This window comes from Pseudomonas sp. RC4D1, from assembly GCF_018390395.1.
GTDB lineage: Bacteria > Pseudomonadota > Gammaproteobacteria > Pseudomonadales > Pseudomonadaceae > Aquipseudomonas > Aquipseudomonas danubii.
The window spans coordinates 607,217-632,058 of record NZ_JAHBAW010000001.1 but is presented as its reverse complement, the minus strand read 5'-3'; the positions used below and the strand labels follow the sequence as shown (position 1 = coordinate 632,058).

At 61.5% G+C, this 24,842-nt stretch carries 24 protein-coding genes and 1 pseudogene; 12 read left to right on the top strand and 13 right to left on the bottom strand.

Going from position 1 to position 24,842, the window contains the following annotated elements; all coding sequences use genetic code 11:
* Positions 1 to 192 precede the first annotated feature (192 nt).
* Positions 193 to 636 (top strand): YkgJ family cysteine cluster protein, encoded by a 444-nt coding sequence (locus KHO49_RS02950; protein ID WP_170002055.1) that lies wholly within the window; start codon positions 193 to 195, stop codon positions 634 to 636.
* A gap of 275 nt (positions 637 to 911) precedes the next feature.
* Here the strand turns inward: KHO49_RS02950 and typA are convergent, their stop codons facing one another.
* Both typA and thiI read right to left on the bottom strand, forming a co-directional pair.
* Complete coding sequence (gene typA, locus KHO49_RS02945) at positions 912 to 2,732, bottom strand: translational GTPase TypA (protein WP_025130242.1); 1,821 nt, start codon at positions 2,730 to 2,732, stop codon at positions 912 to 914.
* Positions 2,733 to 2,871: 139 nt separating this feature from the next.
* Positions 2,872 to 4,326: a tRNA uracil 4-sulfurtransferase ThiI gene (gene thiI, locus KHO49_RS02940; protein WP_102862749.1), complete on the bottom strand. Its 1,455-nt coding sequence runs from the start codon at positions 4,324 to 4,326 to the stop codon at positions 2,872 to 2,874.
* A 331-nt stretch (positions 4,327 to 4,657) separates the two neighbouring features.
* On the opposite strand from thiI, the gene glnA reads away from it, so the two are divergent.
* From glnA to KHO49_RS02925, 3 genes and pseudogenes are all read left to right on the top strand, one after another.
* Positions 4,658 to 6,064: a glutamate--ammonia ligase gene (gene glnA, locus KHO49_RS02935; RefSeq protein ID WP_016965623.1), complete on the top strand. Its 1,407-nt coding sequence runs from the start codon at positions 4,658 to 4,660 to the stop codon at positions 6,062 to 6,064.
* Between the two features lie 136 nt (positions 6,065 to 6,200).
* Positions 6,201 to 6,755 carry a chorismate mutase gene (locus tag KHO49_RS02930; protein WP_170002053.1) on the top strand — a complete coding sequence of 185 codons (555 nt, stop codon included), beginning with the start codon at positions 6,201 to 6,203 and terminating at the stop codon, positions 6,753 to 6,755.
* Positions 6,756 to 6,875: 120 nt separating this feature from the next.
* Positions 6,876 to 7,181, top strand: a pseudogene (locus KHO49_RS02925) (DUF4124 domain-containing protein); the annotation flags it as partial.
* A gap of 19 nt (positions 7,182 to 7,200) precedes the next feature.
* Here KHO49_RS02925 and KHO49_RS02920 read toward each other — a convergent pair.
* Positions 7,201 to 8,295, bottom strand: a complete 1,095-nt coding sequence (locus tag KHO49_RS02920; RefSeq protein WP_110595369.1) for a bifunctional transcriptional activator/DNA repair enzyme AdaA — start codon at positions 8,293 to 8,295, stop codon at positions 7,201 to 7,203.
* 371 nt (positions 8,296 to 8,666) lie between these two features.
* On the opposite strand from KHO49_RS02920, the gene glnL reads away from it, so the two are divergent.
* Together glnL and ntrC are read left to right on the top strand one after the other, a co-directional pair.
* Positions 8,667 to 9,758, top strand: a complete 1,092-nt coding sequence (glnL, locus tag KHO49_RS02915) for a nitrogen regulation protein NR(II) (RefSeq protein ID WP_102862743.1) — start codon at positions 8,667 to 8,669, stop codon at positions 9,756 to 9,758.
* Complete coding sequence (ntrC, locus tag KHO49_RS02910; protein WP_016963311.1) at positions 9,748 to 11,184, top strand: nitrogen regulation protein NR(I); 1,437 nt, start codon at positions 9,748 to 9,750, stop codon at positions 11,182 to 11,184. The genes glnL and ntrC overlap by 11 nt, the downstream gene beginning before the upstream one ends.
* Positions 11,185 to 11,799: 615 nt before the next feature.
* Here the strand turns inward: ntrC and KHO49_RS02905 are convergent.
* Entirely contained in the window at positions 11,800 to 12,240 is a 441-nt protein-coding gene (locus KHO49_RS02905; protein ID WP_102862742.1) for a hypothetical protein, read from the bottom strand.
* On the opposite strand from KHO49_RS02905, the gene trmL reads away from it, so the two are divergent.
* Positions 12,239 to 12,694, top strand: a complete 456-nt coding sequence (trmL, locus tag KHO49_RS02900) for a tRNA (uridine(34)/cytosine(34)/5-carboxymethylaminomethyluridine(34)-2'-O)-methyltransferase TrmL (protein ID WP_016963309.1) — start codon at positions 12,239 to 12,241, stop codon at positions 12,692 to 12,694. The genes KHO49_RS02905 and trmL overlap by 2 nt on opposite strands.
* A gap of 184 nt (positions 12,695 to 12,878) precedes the next feature.
* Here trmL and secB read toward each other — a convergent pair whose 3' ends face one another.
* Genes secB through KHO49_RS02885 form a run of 3 tightly spaced genes read right to left on the bottom strand, consistent with a single transcriptional unit; the run spans position 12,879 to position 14,071 of the window.
* Positions 12,879 to 13,361 carry a protein-export chaperone SecB gene (gene secB / locus KHO49_RS02895; RefSeq protein ID WP_016963308.1) on the bottom strand — a complete coding sequence of 161 codons (483 nt, stop codon included), beginning with the start codon at positions 13,359 to 13,361 and terminating at the stop codon, positions 12,879 to 12,881.
* A gap of 42 nt (positions 13,362 to 13,403) precedes the next feature.
* Complete coding sequence (gene grxC, locus KHO49_RS02890) at positions 13,404 to 13,658, bottom strand: glutaredoxin 3 (protein WP_102882126.1); 255 nt, start codon at positions 13,656 to 13,658, stop codon at positions 13,404 to 13,406.
* Positions 13,658 to 14,071 carry a rhodanese-like domain-containing protein gene (locus tag KHO49_RS02885; protein ID WP_102862740.1) on the bottom strand — a complete coding sequence of 138 codons (414 nt, stop codon included), beginning with the start codon at positions 14,069 to 14,071 and terminating at the stop codon, positions 13,658 to 13,660. The genes grxC and KHO49_RS02885 overlap by 1 nt, the downstream gene beginning before the upstream one ends.
* Positions 14,072 to 14,236: 165 nt before the next feature.
* Between KHO49_RS02885 and gpmI the strand changes: the two genes are divergently transcribed.
* The 5 genes from gpmI (at position 14,237) to KHO49_RS02860 (ending at position 20,656) form a co-directional block, all read left to right on the top strand.
* Complete coding sequence (gene gpmI / locus KHO49_RS02880) at positions 14,237 to 15,772, top strand: 2,3-bisphosphoglycerate-independent phosphoglycerate mutase (protein ID WP_213664590.1); 1,536 nt, start codon at positions 14,237 to 14,239, stop codon at positions 15,770 to 15,772.
* 185 nt (positions 15,773 to 15,957) lie between these two features.
* On the top strand, positions 15,958 to 16,878 hold the full coding sequence (locus tag KHO49_RS02875; protein ID WP_213664589.1) for a DUF1460 domain-containing protein: 921 nt from the start codon (positions 15,958 to 15,960) through the stop codon (positions 16,876 to 16,878).
* 220 nt (positions 16,879 to 17,098) lie between these two features.
* Complete coding sequence (locus tag KHO49_RS02870; protein ID WP_213664588.1) at positions 17,099 to 18,385, top strand: murein hydrolase activator EnvC family protein; 1,287 nt, start codon at positions 17,099 to 17,101, stop codon at positions 18,383 to 18,385.
* A gap of 31 nt (positions 18,386 to 18,416) precedes the next feature.
* A complete protein-coding gene (locus KHO49_RS02865; RefSeq protein ID WP_110595366.1) occupies positions 18,417 to 19,727 on the top strand; it encodes a S41 family peptidase in 1,311 nt (436 codons plus the stop codon).
* Between the two features lie 116 nt (positions 19,728 to 19,843).
* Positions 19,844 to 20,656, top strand: a complete 813-nt coding sequence (locus KHO49_RS02860) for a divergent polysaccharide deacetylase family protein (RefSeq protein WP_110595365.1) — start codon at positions 19,844 to 19,846, stop codon at positions 20,654 to 20,656.
* A gap of 84 nt (positions 20,657 to 20,740) precedes the next feature.
* Here KHO49_RS02860 and KHO49_RS02855 read toward each other — a convergent pair whose 3' ends face one another.
* The 6 genes from KHO49_RS02855 to hisB form a co-directional block, all read right to left on the bottom strand.
* Positions 20,741 to 21,496 carry a substrate-binding periplasmic protein gene (locus KHO49_RS02855; RefSeq protein WP_102882132.1) on the bottom strand — a complete coding sequence of 252 codons (756 nt, stop codon included), beginning with the start codon at positions 21,494 to 21,496 and terminating at the stop codon, positions 20,741 to 20,743.
* A gap of 63 nt (positions 21,497 to 21,559) precedes the next feature.
* A complete protein-coding gene (hisF, locus tag KHO49_RS02850) occupies positions 21,560 to 22,330 on the bottom strand; it encodes an imidazole glycerol phosphate synthase subunit HisF (protein WP_015633827.1) in 771 nt (256 codons plus the stop codon).
* Between the two features lie 9 nt (positions 22,331 to 22,339).
* Positions 22,340 to 23,077, bottom strand: a complete 738-nt coding sequence (gene hisA / locus KHO49_RS02845; RefSeq protein WP_007921811.1) for a 1-(5-phosphoribosyl)-5-[(5-phosphoribosylamino)methylideneamino]imidazole-4-carboxamide isomerase — start codon at positions 23,075 to 23,077, stop codon at positions 22,340 to 22,342.
* 42 nt (positions 23,078 to 23,119) lie between these two features.
* Positions 23,120 to 23,380, bottom strand: a complete 261-nt coding sequence (locus KHO49_RS02840) for a DUF2164 domain-containing protein (RefSeq protein ID WP_102862732.1) — start codon at positions 23,378 to 23,380, stop codon at positions 23,120 to 23,122.
* Positions 23,381 to 24,019 carry an imidazole glycerol phosphate synthase subunit HisH gene (hisH, locus tag KHO49_RS02835; RefSeq protein WP_110595364.1) on the bottom strand — a complete coding sequence of 213 codons (639 nt, stop codon included), beginning with the start codon at positions 24,017 to 24,019 and terminating at the stop codon, positions 23,381 to 23,383. It lies immediately after the preceding gene.
* Positions 24,019 to 24,612 (bottom strand): imidazoleglycerol-phosphate dehydratase HisB, encoded by a 594-nt coding sequence (hisB, locus tag KHO49_RS02830; protein ID WP_011058736.1) that lies wholly within the window; start codon positions 24,610 to 24,612, stop codon positions 24,019 to 24,021. The genes hisH and hisB overlap by 1 nt, the downstream gene beginning before the upstream one ends.
* Positions 24,613 to 24,842: the final 230 nt, after the last annotated feature.

Genomic DNA, 24,842 nt, shown 5'->3' with positions numbered 1-24,842 from the left:
GCTCTGGTTCGGCGCTGTCTCAAATGGCTCGACTCACGAGAGAGCCTTGCGCGCCTGCGGGGAAAAAGATGCAGATGCCGTGCCGCCAGGGACTAATCGCAAGGAACACAAGAAAAATCCGACCTAAAGTCGTTCAAAAATCCACCAGTCCCGGTATGATCGCGCGCCCTGGAACATGCCGGAAGCACCACCTTGATGAAGTCCAATCTGATCGCCGCCGCGGAAATCGACCGTCTCGATACCTGGGCCAAATACACCGCGCCCATGTGCGGTTCCTGCATGTCCAGCTGCTGCACCCTGCCGGTGGAAGTGAAGATCAAGGACCTGATCCGCATTGGTATCGTCGACGAATTCGAGCGCGGCGAACCGGCGAAGAACATTGCCAAGCGCCTGCAGAAAGAAGGCATCGTCGAGCGCTACAACCAGAAGTCGGAAATCTTCACCTTGCAGCGCATGAGCAACAACGACTGCCTGTATCTGGATCGTAAAAGCCGCCTGTGCACCATTTATGACAAGCGCCCGGACACCTGCCGCAACCACCCGAAGATCGGCCCGCGCCCGGGCTACTGCGCCTACAAGCCCAAGCCCCAGGAGCGCCCGACCAATACCAGCAGTCGAACCCTGGAACGTTTCTGATCCCCTGCCCTTCAGGTTGCTAGGCTGCCCACCTCCCACCGCAGCTAACGCTGCTGTAGCCGCTGCCGAGCAGCGCGAGGCTGCGTACGGCTGCAAGGCAGCCGCAAGACGGCCAGCGCGGTAGCTCAGGCACCACGCGCCGCCTGGGTTGACGGCCGCTGCGCGCCCGGTCGCAGCCTCGCAGGCTCGGCAGCGGCTACAGGTTTTCTCCAGGCATAAAAAAACGCCCCCGGTCTCGCGACCGGGGGCGTTTTCATTCAGCCGGAACTAAAGACTCAGTTCTTGGCTTTCTTGGCAGCGCGGGTACGCTCGCCTTCGTCCAGGATCTTCTTGCGAAGACGGATGGACTTAGGAGTCACTTCACACAGCTCGTCGTCCTGGATGAATTCCAGAGCCTGTTCCAGGGTGAAGCGAACAGGTGGAACCAGGGCGATGGTTTCGTCTTTACCCGAAGCACGCATGTTGTCGAGCTTCTTGCCCTTGGTTGGGTTCACACCCAGGTCGTTGTCACGGCTGTTCAGACCAACGATCTGACCGTTGTAGATTTCCTGGCCGTGCTCGACGAACAGCTTGCCGCGCGCCTGCAGGGTTTCCAGGGAGTAGGTCAGGGCCTTGCCGGTTTCTACCGATACCAGTACGCCGTTCTGACGGCCGGACATGTGGCCGGACTTCATCGGAGCGTAGCGATCGAAGATCGAGGTCAGGATGCCTGCACCGTTGGTCAGGGTCAGGAACTGGTTACGGAAACCGATCAGACCACGGGCTGGAATGTTGTATTCCAGGCGTACACGGCCCTTGCCATCCGGAACCATGTTGCTCAGGTCGCCCTTACGCAGGCCCATCTCTTCCATGACCTTGCCCTGGGATTCTTCAGGGATGTCGATGGTGACGTTTTCGAACGGTTCCTGCTTCACGCCATCCACTTCACGGATGATCACTTCAGGACGGCCAACGCCCATCTCGAAGCCTTCGCGACGCATGGTTTCGATCAGTACCGACAGGTGCAGCTCACCACGGCCGGAGACCTTGAACTTGTCAGCCGAGTCGCCTTCTTCAACGCGCAGAGCAACGTTGTACAGCAGCTCTTTGTCCAGACGTTCCTTGATGTTACGGCTGGTCACGAACTTGCCTTCTTTACCGCAGAATGGCGAGTCGTTGACCTGGAAGGTCATGGAAACGGTTGGCTCGTCGACGCTCAGTGGCTTCATCGCTTCGACAACAGTCGGATCGCACAGGGTGTCAGAGATGAACAGCTCGTCGAAACCGCTGATGCAGACGATGTCGCCAGCAGCGGCTTCTTCAACGTCTACACGGTGCAGGCCGTGGTGACCCATCAGCTTGAGGATACGACCGTTACGGCGCTTGCCGTTGACGTCGATGGCCACAACCGGGGTGTTGGGCTTGACGCGACCGCGAGCGATACGGCCAACGCCGATCACACCCAGGAAGCTGTTGTAGTCCAGAGCGGAAACCTGCATCTGGAACGGACCGTCACGGTCAACGCTTGGCGCTGGCACGTTGTCGACGATCGACTGGTACAGCGGGGTCATGTCTTCAGCCATTTCGGTGTGGTCCAGACCGGCAATGCCGTTCAGGGCCGAGGCGTAGACGACTTTGAAGTCCAGCTGTTCTTCGGTGGCACCCAGGTTGTCGAACAGATCGAAGATCTGGTCCAGAACCCAGTCAGGACGCGCGCCCGGACGGTCAACCTTGTTGATTACCACGATTGGACGCAGGCCGGCTTCGAACGCCTTCTTGGTCACGAAACGGGTTTGCGGCATCGGGCCGTCTTGAGCGTCGACCAGCAGCAGCACGGAGTCGACCATGGACATTACGCGCTCAACTTCGCCGCCGAAGTCGGCGTGGCCCGGGGTGTCCACGATGTTGATGTGGTAGCCGTTCCAGTTGATGGCGGTGTTTTTCGCCAGGATGGTAATACCGCGTTCTTTTTCCTGGTCGTTGGAGTCCATCACGCGCTCGTCGTTGAGCTCGTTGCGCTCCAGGGTGCCGGATTGACGCAGGAGTTTGTCTACCAGGGTGGTCTTACCATGGTCAACGTGGGCAATGATGGCGATGTTGCGTAGATTTTCGATCACTTGTGTATCTCGATCAGAGGATTCGGTGTGCTGACAAATGCTGGCAGCGATTAACAATAGAGTCAGGCCTGGCCGTTACAGCTGGACGGCGGCGTCGGGGGGCCGGTGACGCAAGCCACAGGCGAACATCCCCGGGCACTTAGCTCGGTCTATAAACGCGCACATTGGCATGTCCCTCACTGAGCAGATGGTGAGCATGCAGGCGACTCATGACGCCTTTGTCGCAATACAGCAGGTACTGGCGCGTAGGGTCCAGTTCCTTGAAGCGGGCGTTCAATGCATAGAACGGCAGCGCTTGTACTTCGATGCCAGCAAGCTCCAGCGGGTCGTCTTCCTGGGCATCCGGGTGACGGATGTCGATGACGATCTGACCGGCCAGCGCCTCACTGACTTCTTCAATCTGCAAATCCTGGCCCAACTCGTCGATCACCCGATCGATCGGCACCAGCTTGGCCCGCTCGATCGCACGCTCGAGCACCGCCATATCGAATTCTTTCTCTTCATGCTCGACGCGATGGCGCTTGGCATGGGTCTTGGGGTTCACCGAGATGACCCCGCAGTACTCCGGCATGTGCTTGGCGAAGTCGGCGGTGCCGATCTCTTCGGCCAGGTCGATGATGTCCTGCTTGTGGCTGGCGATCAGCGGGCGCAGCACCAGCTTCTCGGTCACGCAGTCGATCACCGACAGGTTGGGCAACGTCTGGCTGGACACCTGGGAAATCGCCTCGCCAGTCACCAGTGCATCGATGTGCAGACGGTCGGCGATGCTTGAGGCGGCACGCAACATCATACGCTTCAAAATGACGCCCATATGACTGTTGTCGACTTTGCCGAGAATTTCCCCGAGCACTTCCTCGAACGGCACGCTGACGAACAGCACCCGCTGGGAGCTGCCGTACTTCTTCCATATATAGTGCGCGACTTCCATCACGCCCAGTTCGTGGGCACGGCCGCCCAGATTGAAGAAGCAGAAGTGGCTCATCAGGCCACGGCGCATGACCTGATAAGCGGCGACCGTGGAGTCGAAGCCGCCGGACATCAGCACCAGGGTCTGTTCCAGGGCGCCCAGCGGGTAGCCACCGATACTGTTGTGCTGGCTGTGGATCACGAACAACCGTTGGTCGCGAATTTCCATCCGCACTTCGATTTCCGGCTCTTTGAGGGAAATGCCGGCGGCACCGCACTGCCGACGCAGCTGGCTGCCAACGTACTTTTCCACGTCCATGGAGCTGAATTCATGCTTGCCGGCACGCTTGCAGCGCACCGAGAAAATCTTCCCGGGCAAGGCCTCGCCGAAGTGCTGCTTGCACTTGGCAACGATGTCGTCGAAGTCGCCCAGCGGGTACTCGTCAACCTGCAGGAAATGCGCGATGCCGGGCATGCAACTCAGGCGCTCGGTCAGCTCCTTCAGGGCCTTGGGCTCGCTGAGGGCGGTTTCCAGCTCGAGGTTGTCCCACACACCATTGACCACCACGGCCGGGTCCAGATCGCGGAGCACGGCACGGATGTTCTTGGCCAACTGACGGATGAAACGCATCCGTACCGGGCGGCTCTTGATGGTGATTTCCGGGAAAACTTTAACGATTAGTTTCATGAAAACTGCGCGCGCTGGGCCAGCCGAAAAAGGGGGGCGCGGATTATAGCGGAAATTGCTCAAGGTTTAACCAATTAATGTGCAGAAGGTTTTAGGTGCACCAAAACGGGTCATTTATCAAAGAAGACGCTACATTGCAGTGCGCCAAATGCCGGCATTAGGCCAAATCCGCCGCAGAAAGCGTGATTTTGGGGCAGAAAACCCATCTCGGGGCACTGGCATGCAATTTGCTCCCTTGTGAGGCAGGTTGCCATGGCAGAGTATTCGCGCCGGCATCACCCACATTCTAAGGGCACTCCAACACCAAGCCCGAAGCCACCCGGAGGACACTATGTCGAAGTCGGTTCAACTCATCAAAGATCATGACGTCAAATGGATTGATCTGCGCTTCACTGACACCAAGGGCACTCAACATCACGTGACCATGCCGGCCCGTGATGCGCTGGATGAAGACTTCTTCGAATCCGGCAAGATGTTCGACGGTTCCTCCATCGCTGGCTGGAAAGGCATCGAAGCCTCCGACATGATCCTGATGCCGGACGACGAAACCGCCGTGCTGGACCCGTTCACCGAAGAACCGACCCTGATCCTGGTCTGCGACATCATCGAACCTTCGAGCATGCAAGGTTACGACCGCGACCCACGCGCCATCGCCAAGCGCGCCGAAGAGCACCTGAAAGCCACCGGCATCGGCGACACCGTATTCGCCGGTCCAGAGCCAGAGTTCTTCATCTTCGACCAAGTGAAATTCAAGTCCGACATCTCCGGTTCCATGTTCAAGATCTACTCCGAACAAGGTTCCTGGATGTCCGACCAGGACATCGAAGGCGGCAACAAGGGACACCGTCCAGGCGTCAAAGGCGGCTACTTCCCGGTTCCACCGTTCGACCACGACCACGAAATCCGTACCTCCATGTGCAACGCACTGGAAGAAATGGGCCTGACCGTTGAAGTTCACCACCACGAAGTGGCGACTGCCGGCCAGAACGAAATCGGCGTCAAGTTCAACACCCTGGTGAAGAAGGCCGACGAAACCCAGACCCTGAAATACGTCGTGCACAACGTGGCCGACGCCTACGGTCGCACCGCCACCTTCATGCCTAAGCCACTGTACGGTGACAACGGCTCGGGCATGCACGTGCACATGTCGATCTGGAAAGACGGCAAGAACACCTTCGCTGGCGAAGGCTATGCCGGCCTGTCCGATACCGCCCTGTACTTCATCGGCGGCATCATCAAGCACGGTAAGGCCCTGAACGGCTTCACCAACCCGGCCACCAACTCCTACAAGCGTCTGGTTCCAGGCTTCGAAGCCCCGGTCATGCTGGCCTACTCGGCACGCAACCGTTCCGCTTCGATCCGTATTCCTTACGTGTCGAGCCCTAAAGCCCGCCGTATCGAAGCCCGTTTCCCGGACCCGGCTGCCAACCCATACCTGGCCTTCGCTGCTCTGCTGATGGCCGGCCTGGACGGTATCCAGAACAAGATCCACCCTGGCGACGCCGCTGACAAAAACCTGTACGACCTGCCGCCTGAAGAGGCCAAAGAGATCCCACAAGTTTGCGGCAGCCTGAAGGAAGCCCTGGAAGAGCTGGACAAAGGTCGTGCGTTCCTGACCAAAGGCGGCGTTTTCAGCGACGACTTCATCGACGCTTACATCGCCCTGAAAAGCGAAGAAGAGATCAAGGTCCGTACCTTCGTACACCCACTGGAATACGAGCTGTACTACAGCTGCTGATCCGGTAGCGTCGGCGCAAGCCGCGTGATCAAGAGGCCTCCTTCGGGAGGCCTTTTTTATGCCCGCACATTTGCCCTGCCCGGGGTGGTTGCGTGCATCATGGGCGCCGCCCTTCTCTTATCTGCCGAGCCCGCCCATGACTTCGCGCCTCAACTTGTGCCTCGCCCTGACCTGCAGCCTGCTCACCACAGCCGCCTGCGCCACCGAAGCCCCCGCCGCTCTCGCCCCGTTGCTCGGCAGCATCGGCGAACGCCTGGCCATTGCCGATCAGGTGGCCCTGAGCAAATGGGACAGCCACAAGGCGGTGGAGGACCGGCCTAGGGAACAGCAGGTAATTGCCGGCGCCACGGCCCAGGCCGCCACCTATCACCTGAGCGAGGAAAGGGTTGGGCAGTTCTTCGCCGCCCAGATCGAAGCCAACAAACTGGTGCAGTACGCCAAGCTGTCCAGCTGGCACCTGCAAGGTCGGGCGCCAGACACCCCGCGCCAGGACCTGGCCGGACAGATCCGTCCACAACTTGATCAGTTACAAAAACGCCTGTTGCAGCAACTGGCCGACTTCAGCCCCCATGCCGGCGATCGCCAATGCCCGCAATGGCTGGCCCAGGCCAATCAGGCCGCCAGTCGCGACCCGTTGCGCCAACTGGCAATGGTCCGCGCCACCGCTGAGTTATGTGTGTTCAAAGGTTAACCACGCCCGCGCCCAGCCTCGCGTCGCCCTATGCTGAGCCTTTCAACCGCGAACCTGTAAAGGGCTGGAATCACCGTGATGCGCGTCGCTGCTTTTTGCCTGCTGTGGATAACGGCGCTGCCCGCCAGTGCAGAACCTTACGCCCAACTGCAGTTGCAGGGCGTGCCAGCGCACGGCGCGCTGCGGGCCAATAACGGCAGCTTCACGGTGCAGGTGGCGCTGGTGCCGGACTTGCAGCCGCAGCATCGCCTGCGTCTGCTGCTGGACGATCAGGCGTATGGAACCCCGAGCCGGGGTCCTGAGTTGCCGCTGGTGAATATCGACCGTGGCCAACATCGCCTGGCAGTGCAGGTCCTCGACGGCGAGCGGGTCCTGCAGCAGAGCGCGCCGATCACCTTCACCCTACTGCGGGCCCATCGCCGCTGAGCTCACTTCAACCGCCCCGCTACAGCCCGCTCGCGGAGTGAACCTGCGCAGTGCCCATGCGGCGCTCGTGCTCCAGCAGCCAGCGCTTGCGCCACAGTCCGCCGCCGTAGCCGGTCAGCGCGCCATCGCTACCTATGACCCGGTGACAGGCGATGACGATGGCGATCTGATTGGCGCCGTTGGCCCGGGCCACGGCACGCACCGCTGACGGCGAGCCGATCCGGCTCGCCACTTCGGCATAACTGCAGGTACTGCCCAGAGGGATGGCGCGCAAGGCCTGCCATACCGTTCGGGTAAAGGGCGAGGCGTTCATCGCCAGGGGAGTGTGGAAACCGTCGGCTTCTCCGGCGAAATAACGCTGCAGCTCGGCCTCGATTTGATCGATAGGGGCGAAACGTCCAAACCCTATGCTGGAGCCGCTGCTCTTTTGCAGGTTTTGCAGCTCATTGGCCAGGGCCGGGCGATCGAAAAACTCCAGCAGATGCAGGACCTGGGCGTCGGCCACCGCCAGCATCACGCCGATAGGAGTCTGCAACCAGTCCACCTTGAGCAACTCGCGCCCCCGCAGGTTCGACGGCGGCTGGCCGGCCAGGCGGGCAAAGGCACGGCGAAAGCCACTGTCGGAATCAAAGCCGGCGCTGATCTGCGCCTCGATCACCGACTCTCCGCAGGACAGCTGCTGCATGCCTTGGCCCATGCGTCGCAGGCGGGCCATTTCCAGGAAGGTCACCCCAAAGTAGCGCTTGAACGCGCGACGCACGGTGGACGGGTCCAACCCCTGGCGGCTCAGGTCGTCTTCGTACCAGCGGCGTTCGGGATCGCTTTGCAACTGATCCAGCAGGGTCTGCACCCAGGGCTCCTGCACTCCGGCCCGCTCCAGGGGGCGACAACGCAGACAGGCGCGGAATCCCGCTTCGACGCAGCCCTTGATGGAGCTGAAGAACACCGTGTTCTCACGCTTGGGCTTGCGCGCGGCACAGGTCAAGCGACAGAACACACCGGTACTTTTCACCCCGACAAAGGCAAAGCCTTCATAGGCCGGGTCGCGATCCAGAAGGGCCTGGTACAGGGTGTCGTCATCGGGGAGCTGGAACAGCAGAGGGGCGTTTTCCATGGCCGCATCCTAAACCTTGAAGCATTAGGTTCGAGCACTTTAAACCCGCGCCCTGACAGCGGCCGCTGAAAAACGGGCGTTGATTCCCACACCGTCGAGCACCGCGCAAGCACCATGCAGATTCATGCACTATATTGGTGCAACAAGTTGCACCCGGAGACCATTTACAGCCCATTTTGGTTCGAAAATACCCGCCGGGGCTGGCAAAGCGCCACGCAATCGAGCTTCAAACGGCTGTTTCAGGGCTTGGACGCTTCTTTTCGGAGCCTTGGTTTGGTTTTTGCATTTTCTCCACATCAGCGCCTTACCCGCGCGCGCAATTCGGGACCGGCCCCGGATTGTCTTGCTTCAAAAGAGGTCACCACTTACCCATGACCATCAGCGACCCACTGCACCGTCTGCTTCTGGACAACCTGACCACCGCCACCATCCTGCTCAACGCCGACCTGCGCCTTGAGTACATGAACCCGGCGGCGGAGATGCTCCTGGCCATCAGCGGCCAGCGCAGCCATGGGCAATTCATCAGCGAGCTGTTCACCGAATCCGCCGAGGCCCTGAGCTCCCTGCGCCAGGCGGTGGAACAGGCGCACCCCTTCACCAAGCGCGAAGCCATGCTCACCGCCCTGACCGGCCAGACCCTGACCGTCGACTACGCGGTAACGCCGATCCTCAGCAATGGCGATACCTTGCTGCTGCTGGAGGTCCACCCCCGCGACCGGTTGCTGCGCATCACCAAGGAAGAGGCCCAGCTGTCCAAGCAGGAAACCAGCAAGATGCTGGTGCGCGGCCTGGCCCACGAGATCAAGAACCCCTTGGGAGGGATTCGCGGCGCCGCACAATTGCTGGCCCGGGAGCTGCCCGAGGAAAGCCTCAAGGACTACACCAACGTCATCATCGAAGAGGCCGACCGCCTGCGAAACCTGGTGGACCGCATGCTGGGCTCGAACAAGCTGCCGTCCCTGGCTCTGACCAACATCCATGAAGTGCTGGAGCGGGTCAGCAGCCTGGTGGAAGCCGAAAGCCAGGGCTGCATCACCCTGGTACGCGATTACGACCCGAGCATTCCCGACGTTTTGATCGACCGCGAGCAGATGATCCAGGCGGTGCTCAACATCGTGCGCAACGCCATGCAAGCCATCAGCAGCCAGAACGAAATGCGCCTGGGGCGCATCACCCTGCGCAGCCGCACCATGCGCCAGTTCACCATCGGCCATGTGCGCCATCGCCTGGTGACCAAGATCGAGATCATCGACAACGGCCCGGGCATCCCTGCCGAGCTGCAGGACACCCTCTTCTTCCCCATGGTCAGCGGCCGCCCGGACGGTACCGGGCTGGGTCTAGCCATTACTCAGAACATCATCAGCCAGCACCAGGGCCTGATCGAATGTGACAGCCATCCCGGCCACACCACCTTCTCGATCTTTCTGCCTCTGGAACAAGGAGCCCATCGACATGAGCCGTAGTGAAACCGTGTGGATCGTCGATGACGACCGTTCTATCCGTTGGGTCCTGGAGAAAGCCTTGCAACAAGAAGGCATGACCACCCAGAGCTTCGACAGCGCCGACGGGGTGATGAGTCGCCTGGCACGCCAGCAGCCAGACGTGATCATCTCCGACATCCGTATGCCCGGTGCCAGCGGCCTCGACCTGCTAGCGCGGATTCGCGAGCTGCACCCGCGCCTGCCGGTGATCATCATGACCGCGCATTCGGACCTGGACAGCGCTGTCGCCTCCTACCAGGGCGGGGCCTTCGAGTACCTGCCCAAGCCATTCGATGTGGATGAGGCGGTGTCCCTGGTCAAGCGTGCCAACCAGCATGCTCAGGAGCAGCAGGGCCTGGAAGTGGCCCCGACCCTGGCCCGCACCCCGGAGATCATCGGCGAAGCGCCGGCGATGCAGGAGGTGTTCCGCGCCATCGGGCGCCTGAGTCACTCCAACATCACGGTGTTGATCAACGGCGAGTCCGGCACCGGCAAGGAACTGGTGGCCCACGCCCTGCATCGCCACAGCCCGCGGGCGGCTTCGCCGTTCATCGCCCTGAACATGGCGGCTATCCCTAAGGACCTGATGGAGTCCGAGCTGTTCGGCCATGAAAAAGGCGCCTTCACCGGCGCTGCCAACCTGCGCCGTGGACGTTTCGAGCAAGCCGATGGCGGCACCCTGTTCCTCGACGAAATCGGCGACATGCCGGCCGATACCCAGACTCGTCTGCTGCGGGTTCTGGCCGATGGCGAGTTCTACCGGGTCGGTGGACATACTCCAGTCAAGGTCGATGTACGGATCATCGCCGCCACCCACCAGAACCTGGAAACCCTGGTGCACGCCGGCAAGTTTCGTGAGGACCTGTTCCACCGCCTCAACGTGATCCGCATCCATATCCCGCGCCTGTCGGACCGTCGCGAAGACATCCCGACCCTGGCCAAGCACTTCCTCAGCCGTGCCGCCCAGGAGCTGGCGGTAGAACCCAAGCTGCTGAAGAACGAAACCGAGGAATACCTGAAGAACCTGCCCTGGCCGGGCAACGTGCGCCAGTTGGAGAACACCTGCCGCTGGATCACCGTCATGGCGTCGGGGCGCGAGGTGCACATCAGCGACCTGCCGCCGGAGCTGTTGAGCCTGCCCCAGGATTCGGCGCCGGTAACCAACTGGGAACAGGCCCTGCGCCAGTGGGCCGATCAGGCCCTGGCCCGCGGCCAGTCAAGCCTTTTGGACAGCGCGGTGCCGAGTTTCGAACGGATCATGATCGAGACCGCCCTCAAGCACACCGCCGGCCGCCGCCGCGACGCCGCAGTGCTGCTGGGCTGGGGCCGCAACACCCTGACCCGCAAGATCAAGGAGTTGGGGATGAAGGTGGACGGTGGCGACGAGGACGAAAGCGAAGAAGGCTGAAGCCCTCCCCCCAACAACGAGGATGTGCGTGCACCAGGATGGGGTGCATGCACTGCCCGAAGGCGCGATGAACCGCAATCGAGCACAGCATCGTCATTCAAGGCCTGGCCTTCAAATCTGAAAATTATCCCTTCGAAAACGCAAAAGCCCCGGATTCCGGGGCTTTCGGCTTTCTGTCCAGGCAATTCATGCAGCACTAGCCAGAGTTGGCACGCCCCCTGCAATAACCCCATCACTACCCAGTTTAGGGGACCTTGGTACAGGCAGGCCGGGGATTCCCCTCTTTAATACCCGGCCCATCACGCTCACAGCGACGGGCCACGTTTTTGGGAACCTCGGTACAGGCAGGCCGGGAATTCCCTCTTTAACACCAGGCTCATCACGCGCATCGCGACGAGCCCAAGGTTTCGGGAACCTCGGTACAGGCAGGCTGGGGCTTCCCTCTTTAACACCGGGCTCATCACGCTTTGAGCGACGCGCCCACAACCCTTTCGGGGACCCTGGTACAGGCAGGCCGGGAATCCCCTTCTTTACACCGGGACTCATCGCCCCCAAGGCGATCAGCCCCTCCCACTTTTGGGGGCCTTGGTACAGGCAGGCCGGGGTTTCCCTCTTTTATTCCTCCCGCAGGTGGATCGCCAGGCGCCAGCGCCCCTCCACCTCGCTACCCGCCCAATCGCCCCGCAGCGGCCGGGCGGCCACCAGGTTCAGCAGCAAGCCCCGGTCCGCCAGGCGCACCCGCCAGTTCACATTCTTCTGATTGACCTGTAGCTGACCGTTCTGCCCGCGCCCCTGGGCGTCGAACAGCAACGCCACGGCGCCGTCGATATGTTCGCCGTGAACCTTGGGCTCATGGTTGAACCACAGCACCAGGCCATCAGCGGCCACCTCGACCTGCTGCAACTCCACAGGATCGGGCTGGGTCAGGCGGCCAATCATCAGCCCCACCATCACCCCGACAATCGCCAGGGAGCCGAATACCTTCGGCATTAGCTTCGGTCGCGGGTCTTCTTCAGGCGTAGAATGCAGCCTGTCTTTCTCTTCGGAGCCGTGCATGTTTCACGTCATCCTCTTTCAACCAGAAATACCGCCGAATACCGGCAACGTTATCAGGCTATGCGCCAACAGCGGCTGCCACCTGCATTTGATCGAGCCGCTGGGTTTCGAAATGGACGACAAGCGCCTGCGCCGCGCCGGCCTCGACTATCACGAATACGCCACCTTGCAACGCCATGCCGACCTCGCCAGTTGCCTGGAAAGCCTCGGCCATCCGCGCCTGTTCGCCTTCACCACCAAGGGCTCGCGGCCCTTCCATGACGCCAGCTTCAAGGAGGGCGACGCCTTCCTGTTCGGCCCGGAAAGCCGTGGCCTGCCGGCGGACGTACTGGACGCCCTGCCCGGCGAACAACGCCTGCGCCTGCCCATGCGCGAAGGCTGCCGCAGCCTGAACCTGTCCAACACCGTAGCCGTGGCCGTCTATGAAGGCTGGCGGCAACTGGGCTTCAAGTAACCCTTCTCTGTAGCCGCTGCCGCAGGCTGCGACAAGGCCCGAAGGGCCTTCTTGCATACGCGATCACGGCGCCCACTTCGTGGTCGATCGCAGCCTGCGGCAGCGGCTACAGGGTTGGGACAGCTGACGCCCGAGCATGAAAAAAGCGCCATTACAGGCGCTTTTTTCGTACCGCAACCCGTACTTACTGAACGGTGTTTTCGCCGGCGGACTGCAGGCGTTGCAGTTCCTGGGCGTACAGCGCGTCGAAGTTCACCGGAGCCAGCATCAGCGCCGGGAACGAACCACGGGTTACCAGGCTGTCCAGCGCTTCGCGAGCGTAAGGGAACAGGATGTTCGGGCAGAAGGCACCCAGGGTGTGGCTCATGGAAGCCTCGTCCAGGTTCTTGATCAGGAAGATGCCGGCTTGTTGCACTTCAGCGATGAAGGCCACTTCGTCGCCGTTCTTCACGGTCACGGACAGGGTCAGCACCACTTCGTGGAAGTCGGCTTCCAGGGCTTTCTGGCGGGTGTTCAGGTCCAGGCCGACGCTTGGCTCCCACTGCTGACGGAAGATGGCCGGGCTTTTCGGCGCTTCGAAGGACAGGTCACGCACATAGATGCGCTGCAGGGAGAATTGCGGTGCGCTTTCGTCTTCGGCAGCAGCAGTGTTCTGTTGGTCAGTCATCTCAGATCCTTCTTGATCTTGGGGTCTATAGGGTTAGGAATTTCAGGCCGCCAGCAGCGCGTCGAGCTTGCCGGCGCGCTCCAGGGCAAACAAATCATCACAACCACCTACATGGGTGGCACCGATCCAGATCTGCGGTACGGACGTGCGTCCGGCCTTCTGAGCCATATCGGCGCGCACCTGCGGCTTGCCATCGACCTTGATCTCTTCGAAGGCTACGCCTTTGCTCCCGAGCAGATGCTTGGCCCGCGAGCAATAAGGGCAGTAATCACTGGAGTAGACGATGACCTTGGGCATTACTTCACCAATGGCAGGTTGTCGGCTTTCCAGCTGGACACACCGCCAGACAGTTTGGCCGCGGTGAAACCGGACTTCAGCAGCTCACGGGCGTGGGTGCCGGCGTGCTGGCCTTGGGCATCCACCAGGATGATGGTCTTGGCCTTGTGCTTCTCCAGCTCGCCGACGCGGGCGGCCAGCTTGTCCTGGGGAATGTTCAGCGCGCCGACGATGTGGCCGGCGGCGAAGTCCTTGGACGGACGGATATCGATCACTACGCCCTGCTCGCTGTTGACCAGCGCAGTCAGTTCACGGGTGCTGAGGCTGCGGCCACCGCGGCTCAATTCATGAGCGATCAACAGAGCCAGCAGGATGGCGAAGGCGCCGACGAGCAAGTAGTGTTCAGTGGCGAATTGAATCAGGTGAGCAACCATCTAAGGAGGTTCCAGGGCGTTAAAATGTCGGCCAGTATACACAGCCCTCAAGGTCGGCCAAACCCCGCCCGGCGGTGACGCCATTGGAACTTCGCTTTAAACTGCCACTCCGTTTTTCCACACCTCCTTTTTCAACACTTCCCTATCCAGCCACGAGTGGACGCCATGACTACCACGCCTAAACCTTTGGTCCTGATGATTCTGGATGGCTTCGGTCACAGCGAGAGCCACGAATCCAATGCCGTCTATGCGGCCAAGAAGCCAGTCCTGGACCGCTTGTGCGCCAGCATGCCCAACGGCCTGATCTCCGGTTCGGGCATGGACGTCGGCCTGCCGGACGGACAGATGGGCAACTCCGAAGTCGGCCACATGAACCTGGGCGCAGGTCGCGTGGTGTATCAGGACTTCACCCGGGTGACCAAGGCCATCCGTGACGGTGAGTTCTTCGAGAATCCGACCATTTGCGCGGCCGTGGACAAGGCCGTGGCCGCCGACAAGGCCGTGCACATCCTCGGCCTGCTGTCGGACGGCGGCGTGCACAGCCACCAGGACCACCTGATCGCCATGGCCGAACTGGCCTTCAAGCGCGGCGCCGAAAAGATCTACCTGCACGCCTTCCTCGATGGTCGCGACACGCCGCCAAAAAGCGCCCAGTCGTCCATCGAACTGCTGGACGAGACCTTCAAGACCCTGGGCAAGGGCCGCATCGCCAGCCTGATCGGCCGTTACTTCGCCATGGACCGCGACAATCGCTGGGACCGTGTGGCCCAGGCCTACAACCTGATCGTCGACGGCCAGGGCCAGTTCAACGCCGCCACCGCCCAGCAAGGCCTGCAAGCCGCCTATGCCCGTGAAGAGAGCGACGAATTCCTCAAGGCCACCACCATCGGCGAGCCGGTCAAGGTCGAAGACGGCGACGCCGTGGTGTTCATGAACTTCCGCGCCGACCGTGCCCGCGAGCTGACCCGAGTCTTCGTCGAGGACGACTTCAAGGACTTCGCACGCGCACGCCAGCCAAAACTGGCCGGCTTCGTCATGCTCACCCAGTATGCCGCCAGCATCCCCGCGCCGGCGGCCTTCGCTCCAGGCAGCCTGGAAAACGTGCTGGGCGACTATCTGGCGAAAAACGGCAAGACCCAGCTGCGCATCGCCGAAACCGAAAAGTACGCTCACGTGACCTTCTTCTTCTCCGGCGGCCGTGAAGAACCGTTCCCGGGTGAAGAACGCATCCTGATTCCGTCGCCGAAAGTCGCCACCTACGACCTGCAGCCAGAGATGAGCGCTCCTGAAGTCACCGACAAGATCGTCGATGCCATCGAGCACCAGCGCTACGACGTGATCATCGTCAACTACGCCAACGGCGACATGGTCGGCCACAGCGGTGTGTTCGCAGCTGCGGTGAAAGCCGTGGAATGCCTGGACCTATGTGTCGGGCGCATCGTCGACGCCCTGGAAAAGGTCGGCGGCGAAGCCCTGATCACCGCCGACCACGGCAACGTTGAGCAAATGTCCGACGAGTCCACCGGTCAGGCCCACACCGCTCACACCACCGAGCCGGTGCCTTTCATCTATGTGGGCAAGCGTGCGCTGAAAGTCCGTGAAGGCGGGGTCCTGGCGGACGTGGCGCCCACCATGCTCAAACTGCTGGGCCTGGCGCAGCCTGAAGAGATGACCGGCAAGTCGATACTGCTGGACGCCTGAAACTGAAGCTGGCTGTTTCCTGCACAAACGCCCGATACGCCGTATCGGGCGTTTGCGTATCAGCAGCAGCCTTTGCCTCGCAGCCTCTCCAGCTGATGAGCGCACCCAGGCAGCACCACCCGCAGCACTGCCGCACAAATAGTAATAATTATCAGTTACGATTGTGCAGCATCTGGAGAAACCGAATGAACAAGACCGCTGTATTTTTTTTAGCCTCCGTTCTCGCAGGTTGCGCCAGCCCCGCTCCTGTTGAACACAAACACACAGCTGAAGTGGCTGCGTTCGAAGATCAGCGCCCCTCGGTAGAAATGGACAGCTACACCGCCGAGAAACTGAACGCCCTGCTCAAGGTTCGCCAACAGGCCGGGGCGCAAAGCACGGGCCAACTGAGCGAGCAGATTTCACGGGCGTTCATGCACACGCCTTACGCAGCGAACATGTTGCAGGGCTCGGCGACCCTGGCAGAGAAGCTGGTCGTCGACTTCAGGGGCCTGGATTGCTTCACCTACCTGGATTACGTCGAGGCCCTGCGAAAATCCACCGACCAGGACAGCTTCATCAAGAACCTCATCCAGACCCGCTATACCGGCGACGGCGTGCACTATGCAGACCGCCGGCACTTCTTCACGGACTGGGCGCATGCCGGGCAACCGCTGACCGAAGACCTGACTGCGCAGTTGAGCGCAGATGCGGTGACCGTGACCAAACACCTCAACCAAAAGGCCAACGGGGACCTGTACCTGCCAGGCCTGCCCCTGGTCGACCGCGACATTACCTACATACCCAGCACGTCGATTGACGAGCAGGTGCTCAGCCGCCTGCAGACTGGCGACTACATCGGCATCTACACCCATCTTGCGGGCCTGGACGTCACCCATACCGGGCTCTTCATCAACACCGCCAACGGCCCCGTGCTGCGCAATGCATCGTCCAAGAAGATGCAACGCGAGGTCATGGATTCACCCTTCATGGAATACGTGCAGAACATCCCGGGCATCGTGGTGTTGCGAACCCGACAAGACGGCCAGGCTTTCACACCGCAATCGGCGCCGGAAATCGACGCGCAATCAGCACGGCAACCCAGCCAGGCGCTCACCCACGGCTGATTGCCAACGGCGATCAGCCGCCAGCCACGCCAGCGAACGGGCCTTGCTTGATCGAGGTTTGCGGCAATAACCACCTGCACCCTGATAGCAAATGGCCCAATAACCGCCCGGAAACGGCTTTTTATGACGAACGCCGCAAAGCAGTTGGCTTTGAGGCGTTTTTTTTGCAGCGATGGGCGGGCATACTAGACCGTCCCTTTCCCTGGTGTCGCCCGCCTCTATGCTTCGCGCCCTGATTGCCCTTGCTCTGATCTGCCTGCTCCAACCGGCTTTTGCCGATGAGCGCGCGCAAACCCAACAACAGTTGGACGCCACGCGTCAGGACATTGCCGAGCTGAAAAAGCTGCTGGGCAAGCTGCAGGAAGAAAAGTCCGGTGTGCAGAAAGAACTGCGCGGCACCGAGACCGAGATGGGCAAGCTGGAGAAGCAGGTCGAAGCCCTGCAGAAAGAGCTGAAGAAAAGCGAATCCGAGCTGCAGCGACTCGATGAGGAGAAAAAAAAACTCCAGAGCGCGCGCACTGAACAGCAACGACTGATCGCCATCCAGGCCCGCGCGGCCTACCAGAACGGGCGCCAGGAATACCTCAAGCTGCTGCTCAACCAGCAGAATCCGGAAAAATTCGCCCGCACCCTGACCTATTACGACTACCTGAGCCAGGCGCGCCTGGAGCAGCTGAAGAATTTCAACGAGACCCTGCGTCAGCTGGCCAATGTGGAAAAGGACATTTCCCTGCAACAGGCCCAGTTGCTGGTGCAGAAGAGCAGCCTCGACACTCAGCGTGAAGAACTCGACAAAGTGCGCAAGGAGCGCCAGCTGGCCCTGGCCAAGCTGAACAACGACGTGAAGGCCCGGGACGACAAGCTCAAGGCCCGCGAACAGGACCAGGCCGACCTGGCCAAAGTCCTGAAAACCATTGAAGAAACCCTGGCTCGCCAGGCTCGCGAGGCAGAAGAGGCGCGTCAGAAAGCGCTGATCGCCCAGCAGGAAGCCGAAAAAAAGCGTTTACGTGAGGCCCAGGCCGACGCCAGCGATGCCCCGCGCAAGCCCGTCAGATCAAGCCCGGGCGCCTTGGTTTCCAGCGCCGGCCCTTCCTTCGGCGGTGCATTTGCTGCAGCCCGGGGAAAACTTCCATGGCCAGTTGATGGTCGACTGCTGGCACGCTTTGGTGAAACCCGTGGCGACGACTCCCGTTCCAAGTGGGACGGGGTGATGATCAGCGCCGCCGCCGGCAGCCAGGTGCACGCCGTGCACGGTGGCCGGGTAGTGTTCGCCGACTGGCTGCGCGGCGCCGGGCTGCTGGTGATCCTCGATCATGGCAACGGTTACCTGAGTCTCTACGGACATAACCAGACACTGCTCAAAGAAGCCGGTGATGTGGTCAAGGCCGGAGAGTCCATCTCCACAGTGGGCAATAGTGGCGGACAGGACACTCCTGCGCTGTACTTTGCAATTCGTCAGCAGGGCCGCCCCAGCGACCCGGCACAGTGGTGCCACGCGCAAGGATAAGCGCTGCATCTAAATTAGGAGTTCGTTCGACATGCTGCATTTGTCCCGCCTTACCTCGCTGGCCCTGACGATCGCCCTGGTGATCGGAGCGCCTCTGGCGTTTGCCGCCGAAACCGCTCAATCAGCGACCGCCGCGACCACCAAGGCACCTTTGCCGCTGGAAGAACTGCGCACCTTTGCCGAGGTCATGGACCGGATCAAGGCGGCCTATGTCGAACCCGTGGATGACAAGACCCTGCTGGAGAATGCCATCAAGGGCATGCTCAGCAACCTCGACCCGCACTCGGCCTACCTGGGGCCGGAAGACTTCGCCGAACTGCAGGAAAGCACCAGCGGCGAGTTCGGCGGCCTGGGCATCGAAGTCGGCGCCGAAGACGGCTTTATCAAAGTGGTCTCGCCCATCGACGACACTCCAGCGTCCAAGGCCGGCATCCAGGCCGGCGACCTGATCGTCAAGATCAACGGCCAGCCGACCCGTGGCCAGACCATGACCGAAGCCGTGGACAAGATGCGCGGCAAGATCGGCCAGAAAATCACCCTGACCCTGGTGCGCGACGGCGGCACGCCGTTCGACGTGACCCTGGCCCGCGCCACCATCCAGGTGAAGAGCGTGAAGAGCCAGCTGCTGGAGTCGGGCTACGGCTACATCCGCATCACCCAGTTCCAGGTCAAGACCGGCGAGGAAGTCTCCAAGGCCCTGGCCAAGCTGCGCAAGGACAACGGCAAGAAGCTCAACGGCATCATCCTCGACCTGCGCAACAACCCGGGCGGCGTGCTGCAGGCCGCGGTGGAAGTGGTCGACCACTTCATCACCAAGGGCCTGATCGTCTACACCAAAGGCCGCATCGCCAACTCCGAGCTGCGCTTCTCCGCCACCGGCAAGGACGAAAGCGAAGCCGTGCCGATGGTGGTGCTGATCAACGGCGGCAGCGCCTCGGCATCGGAAATCGTCGCCGGCGCCTTGCAGGACCAGAAACGCGCGGTGCTGATGGGCACCACCAGCTTCGGTAAAGGCTCGGTGCAGACCGTGCTGCCGCTGAACAACGACCGCGCGCTGAAGATCACCACCGCCCTGTACTTCACCCCCAACGGCCGCTCGATCCAGGCCCAGGGCATCGTTCCGGACATCGAAGTACGCCGCGCCAAGATCACCAGCGAGGCCCAGGACGGCGAGTACTTCAAGGAAGCTGACCTGCAGGGCCACCTGGGCAACGGCAACGGTGGTGCCGACAAGCCGAGCGGCTCGTCGAGCAAGGCCAAGCCGATGCCGCAGGATGACGACTACCAGCTGGCCCAGGCCCTGAGCCTGCTCAAAGGGCTGAGCATCACTCGCGGCAAGTGATTGAACCCTTCGCCGGTAAACCGGCTCCTACAGGAGCCGGTTTGCGTAGGAGCTGGCTTGCCAGCGAAGCGCCTGCCAGGGCGCCCATTTCCCTATAAGGCCCGACCCCGACCCTCATGATTTCCCACCGCCACACGCTGTTCCGCTCGCTCTGGGCTCCGCTGTTCGCCCTGCTGTGCCTGGCCCCCCTTTCCCAGGCCCGCGCTACCGAACCCGCAGTACCAGCTGCGCCCAAGGCCTACCTGAGCCTGATCATCGACGACCTCGGCCAGAACCTGCCCCGTGACCGCCGCGTACTGGCCCTGCCCGGCCCGGTCACCACGGCGATCATGCCCGACACGCCCCACGCTGCCGAATTCGCCCGTGAGGCCCATCGCGCCGGCAAGATCGTCATCCTGCACATGCCCATGGACCCGGCCACCGGCCCCTTCGCCTGGCACCCCGAGCTGCCCATCGAAGAGCTGCAAAAACGCCTGGACGCCGCCTTCCAGGCCGTGCCCTACACCAGTGGCATCAACAACCATATGGGCAGCCGCATGACCGCCCAGCCCCAGGCCATGGCCTGGCTGATGGCCGACTTGCAGCGCCGCCACAAATTCTTCGTCGACAGCCGCACCAGCGCCCAGACAGTCGCCGCCGCACAAGCGCAGAAGATCGGTCTGGCCAGTGTTTCCCGGGATGTGTTCCTGGATGACGAGCGCACCGAGACGGCAATTGCCCAGCAATTGCAGACGGCGATCAAGCTGGCGCGCAAACAGGGTTCGGCGGTGATGATCGGCCACCCTTATCCCCAGACCCTGGCCGTGCTCGAACGCGAACTGCCCAAGCTCAAGGCCCAGGGCATCGAATGGATCGATATCAAGTCGATGATCAGCCTGCGCAGCAACGAAGCCATGGCCGGGCATGGCAAGAACGGCAAGTACAGATAGGGCAACGGCAAGCCTCAAGCTGCAAGCCAACGCGCCGCCGACCTGCTGTTATTTGTAGCTTGCCGCTTGCAACTTGCCGCTGATCTAGAGATAGCGCCCCATGATCTCCTCCACCATCCCCTCTTTGCGCATCTGCTCCAGAGCAGCCTGAAGCTTGTCCACTACCTCGTCAGGCACGTCCTTGTTCAGGGCCAGGTACAGCTCGGCGCTATTGAAGCGCAGCACGGTCTTAAGACCGGTGATGCCTGCCTGCTTGGCCAGGTAACGTCCGGCCGGGTCGCCGGTGGCCCAGAGGTCGATCTGCCCCGCCACCAGCTTCTTGGCATTGTCCTGGTCGCGCAGCACCACTTGGGGTGCCAGGCCCTGCTTGGTCAGCGTCTCGGCAATGGCATCGCCCTTGTAGGCGCCGATCTTGTATTTGCGCGCCTGCTCCAGGGATTCGAGGGTGATCTTGCTGCCGGCCTTGGCCAGCATGATCCAGTCATCCGGGCCGATGGGGCCGACCCACTTGAACAGCCGTTCGCGGTCCGGCAGGCGCGCCATGACGAACACGCCATAGCCGGGTTGCTCCAGAGCCATCTTGTAGATGCGTTCCCAAGGGAAGCGCAGGGTCAGGCTGTAGTTGACCCCGGCACGCTTAAACATTTCGCGGACGATATCCACGGCAATACCGTCGATATTCTCGCCTTGAGCGAAGTTCTTGCCGTTCTTGGCCATGTTGTAGGGGGGGAAGTTTTCCGTCAGCAGCACCAGGGAGGTGTCGGCGGTTTCAGCGGCGCGGGCCAAGCTGCCAAGGAGCAGAGAAGCGCTGGCGACAACCACAAGAAGACGTTTGAACATGACGGGATACCAGAATCCATGGCGTGCCCAAGAGTGCCGCGAGCACGCCATGCTGTCCAGTGGCTATCGCACAACAATCCCGCGCTGAGCCATGTAGGCCTTGGCCTCGGGAACCGTGTATTCGCCGAAGTGGAAGATGCTCGCCGCCAGCACCGCACTGGCGTGGCCTTCGATGATGCCGTCGGCCAGATGCTGGAGGTTGCCAACGCCGCCGGAAGCGATCACCGGAATCCCCAGCGCATCGCTGATGGCCCGGGTCACGCCCAGGTCGAAGCCGTTTTTCATGCCGTCCTGATCCATGCTGGTCAGGAGGATTTCGCCAGCACCCAGGCCTTCCATCTTCTTCGCCCACTCCACCGCATCCAGCCCGGTGGGCTTGCGTCCGCCATGGGTGAAGATTTCCCAGCGCGGGGTTTCGCCCGGACCGGAGACCTTCTTCGCATCGATGGCGACCACGATGCACTGGGAGCCGAAATGCTGCGCCGCTTCGCCGACGAACTCGGGGTTGAACACCGCCGCGGTGTTGATCGAGACCTTGTCCGCGCCGGCATTGAGCAGGTTGCGGATGTCCTGCACGGTGCGCACGCCACCGCCCACGGTCAGCGGGATGAACACCTGGCTGGCCATGCGCTCGACGGTATGCAGGGTGGTATCGCGCCCATCGACGCTGGCGGTGATGTCGAGGAAGGTGATCTCGTCGGCGCCCTGCTCGTCGTAGCGACGAGCGATTTCCACCGGATCACCAGCGTCACGGATGTTCTCGAACTTGACGCCCTTGACCACCCGGCCGTTATCCACGTCCAGGCAAGGGATGATGCGTTTGGCCAGTGCCATGGCGAGTCCTCAGCCTTGGTACGAATCGCAGAAAGCCTGGGCTTCTGCGACATCGAGGGTGCCTTCATAGATCGCGCGACCAGTAATGGCGCCGATGATTCCCGGAGCCTTGGCATCCAGCAGGGCCTTGATGTCGCCCAGGTTGTGGATACCGCCGGAAGCGATCACCGGGATCTTGGTGGCCGCCGCCAGGGCCGCGGTGAACGGCACGTTGCAGCCCTGCATCATGCCGTCTTTGGCGATGTCGGTATAAACGATGGCGGACACGCCGTCGGCTTCGAAGCGCTTGGCCAGGTCGATCACTTGCACGCTGCTGACTTCAGCCCAGCCGTCGGTGGCGACGAAACCGTCCTTGGCGTCCAGGCCAACGATGACCTTGCCCGGGAAAGCGCGGCAGGCTTCTGCCACGAACTCCGGCTCCTTGACCGCCTTGGTGCCGATGATCACGTAGCTCACGCCAGCCTTCACATAGTGTTCGATGGTTTCCAGGGAGCGGATGCCGCCACCGATCTGGATCGGCAGGTTCGGGTAACGCTTGGCGATCGCGGTAACCACCTCGCCGTTCACCGGCTGACCTTCGAAGGCACCGTTCAGGTCCACCAGATGCAGACGACGGCAACCGCCTTCAACCCACTTGGCAGCCATGCTCACCGGGTCGTCGGAGAACACCGTGGAATCTTCCATGCGGCCCTGGCGCAGACGTACACAGGCACCGTCTTTAAGATCGATAGCGGGAATAATCAGCATCTGGCAAACCTTCAAATTCGATTGTTCAGCTTCACTCGAAAATCAATTTTTCTCGAGCGCCCACAGATCGCTTTCGATGCTCTCGAACCTCTCCTTGAGGTGCGTCTGCACATCGAAAATCGCCCTGTTGTAATAGTGCGGAGCAATTTCGCGAGTAAAGAGTTCAAGAATCTCCGCCGCCTCGAACGAGCCCAGGTCGAGCTCGAAGCGCTCCTCCATGAAGCGCTTGATCTTGTGCGTCGCCTCACTTTCCTGTTCGGCAGTGAGGCGCAGTATCGGCGGCTTGGATTTCTTGATCGCCATTTACCAGCGACCGTCCCAGGCAGCGAAGTTCTGCAGCAACTGCAGGCCGTGGGTATGGCTCTTTTCCGGGTGGAACTGCACAGCGAAACGCGAGCCTTCGGCCAGCGCTGCTGCGAAGTCCACGCCATAGTGACCGCTGCCTACCACCTGCCGGGCATTGCCGGCATGGATGTAGTAGCTGTGCACGAAGTAGAAGCGCGCCCGGTCCGCAATGTTGTGCCACAGCGGATGGTCCACCGCCTGCTGCACTTCGTTCCAGCCCATGTGCGGCACCTTCAGGTGCTCGCCGTCCTCGATCAGGCCCTTGCCGAAGAACTTCACCTGGCCGGGAAACAGGCCGATGCAGTCAACGCCCTCGTTCTCTTCGCTGTGGTCGAGCAAGGCTTGCATGCCCACGCAGATTCCGAGGAAAGGACGATCCTGGCTGACTTCGCGCACCAGGGTGTCGAAGCCCAGGCGACGGATCTCGGCCATGCAATCGCGAATGGCGCCCACGCCGGGAAACACCACCCGGTCGGCTTCGCGAATCACGTTGGCATCGCTGGTGATCAGCACCTTGCCGGCGCCCACGTGCTCCAGGGCCTTGGCCACCGAGTGCAGGTTGCCCATGCCGTAGTCGATAACGGCGACGGTCTGCATTACAGCACGCCCTTGGTGGACGGCATCTGGCCGGCCATGCGCTCGTCCAGCTCCACCGCCATGCGCAGCGCGCGGCCGAAGGCCTTGAACACGGTCTCGATCTGGTGGTGTGTGTTGGTGCCGCGCAGCGTATCGATGTGCAGGGTCACGTTGGCATGGTTGACGAAGCCCTGGAAGAATTCCTGGAACAGGTCAACGTCGAAACCACCGACAGTGGCGCGGGTGAAGGGTACGTGCATCTGCAGGCCGGGACGGCCGGAGAAGTCGATCACCACGCGGGACAGGGCTTCATCCAGCGGCACATAGGCGTGACCGTAGCGACGGATGCCCTTCTTGTCGCCGATGGCCTTGCTGAACGCCTGGCCGAGGGTGATACCGACATCCTCCACGGTGTGGTGGTCGTCGATATGCAGGTCGCCCTTGCTTTCGATGTCCAGGTCGATCAGCCCGTGCCGGGCGATCTGGTCCAGCATGTGCTCAAGGAAGGGCACGCCGATATCGAATCGGGCCTTTCCGGTGCCATCCAGGTTGATCGAGGCTTTGATCTGGGTTTCCAGAGTGTCGCGCTCGACAGATGCCTTACGTTCGGCCATCACCAGCTCCGCAAAATCATTGGGCGAAAAAGGCGAATAGTATAGGCCCGACGGCGGCCAAACAGAAACACGCTGGACAATATCCTGACGGGCGCCAGCCAATGGCTACGGGGCTGTACCTGTCATGACAACTGTAGAAACTGACTTGCTGGTGAAGGTGCCAGGCCTACAAGACCGAGGCACCTTGTGCACCGGCAAGCCGGCTCCTGAGCAGGAGCGGGCTTGCCGGC

What these genes read in the sequence shown, in the direction of transcription:
- KHO49_RS02920 (WP_110595369.1), bottom strand. Translation starts at nt 8,295, where the DNA reads ATGGAAAACGCCCCTCTGCTGTTCCAGCTCCCCGATGACGACACCCTG.
- glnL (WP_102862743.1), top strand. Translation starts at nt 8,667, where the DNA reads ATGACCATCAGCGACCCACTGCACCGTCTGCTTCTGGACAACCTGACC.
- KHO49_RS02855 (WP_102882132.1), bottom strand. Translation starts at nt 21,496, where the DNA reads ATGTTCAAACGTCTTCTTGTGGTTGTCGCCAGCGCTTCTCTGCTCCTT.
- KHO49_RS02905 (WP_102862742.1), bottom strand. Translation starts at nt 12,240, where the DNA reads ATGCACGGCTCCGAAGAGAAAGACAGGCTGCATTCTACGCCTGAAGAA.
- KHO49_RS02865 (WP_110595366.1), top strand. Translation starts at nt 18,417, where the DNA reads ATGCTGCATTTGTCCCGCCTTACCTCGCTGGCCCTGACGATCGCCCTG.
- hisF (WP_015633827.1), bottom strand. Translation starts at nt 22,330, where the DNA reads ATGGCACTGGCCAAACGCATCATCCCTTGCCTGGACGTGGATAACGGC.
- KHO49_RS02870 (WP_213664588.1), top strand. Translation starts at nt 17,099, where the DNA reads ATGCTTCGCGCCCTGATTGCCCTTGCTCTGATCTGCCTGCTCCAACCG.
- KHO49_RS02860 (WP_110595365.1), top strand. Translation starts at nt 19,844, where the DNA reads ATGATTTCCCACCGCCACACGCTGTTCCGCTCGCTCTGGGCTCCGCTG.
- glnA (WP_016965623.1), top strand. Translation starts at nt 4,658, where the DNA reads ATGTCGAAGTCGGTTCAACTCATCAAAGATCATGACGTCAAATGGATT.
- KHO49_RS02930 (WP_170002053.1), top strand. Translation starts at nt 6,201, where the DNA reads ATGACTTCGCGCCTCAACTTGTGCCTCGCCCTGACCTGCAGCCTGCTC.
- hisH (WP_110595364.1), bottom strand. Translation starts at nt 24,019, where the DNA reads ATGCAGACCGTCGCCGTTATCGACTACGGCATGGGCAACCTGCACTCG.
- gpmI (WP_213664590.1), top strand. Translation starts at nt 14,237, where the DNA reads ATGACTACCACGCCTAAACCTTTGGTCCTGATGATTCTGGATGGCTTC.
- thiI (WP_102862749.1), bottom strand. Translation starts at nt 4,326, where the DNA reads ATGAAACTAATCGTTAAAGTTTTCCCGGAAATCACCATCAAGAGCCGC.
- grxC (WP_102882126.1), bottom strand. Translation starts at nt 13,658, where the DNA reads ATGCCCAAGGTCATCGTCTACTCCAGTGATTACTGCCCTTATTGCTCG.
- hisB (WP_011058736.1), bottom strand. Translation starts at nt 24,612, where the DNA reads ATGGCCGAACGTAAGGCATCTGTCGAGCGCGACACTCTGGAAACCCAG.
- KHO49_RS02885 (WP_102862740.1), bottom strand. Translation starts at nt 14,071, where the DNA reads ATGGTTGCTCACCTGATTCAATTCGCCACTGAACACTACTTGCTCGTC.
- hisA (WP_007921811.1), bottom strand. Translation starts at nt 23,077, where the DNA reads ATGCTGATTATTCCCGCTATCGATCTTAAAGACGGTGCCTGTGTACGT.
- ntrC (WP_016963311.1), top strand. Translation starts at nt 9,748, where the DNA reads ATGAGCCGTAGTGAAACCGTGTGGATCGTCGATGACGACCGTTCTATC.
- KHO49_RS02840 (WP_102862732.1), bottom strand. Translation starts at nt 23,380, where the DNA reads ATGGCGATCAAGAAATCCAAGCCGCCGATACTGCGCCTCACTGCCGAA.
- secB (WP_016963308.1), bottom strand. Translation starts at nt 13,361, where the DNA reads ATGACTGACCAACAGAACACTGCTGCTGCCGAAGACGAAAGCGCACCG.
- KHO49_RS02875 (WP_213664589.1), top strand. Translation starts at nt 15,958, where the DNA reads ATGAACAAGACCGCTGTATTTTTTTTAGCCTCCGTTCTCGCAGGTTGC.
- trmL (WP_016963309.1), top strand. Translation starts at nt 12,239, where the DNA reads ATGTTTCACGTCATCCTCTTTCAACCAGAAATACCGCCGAATACCGGC.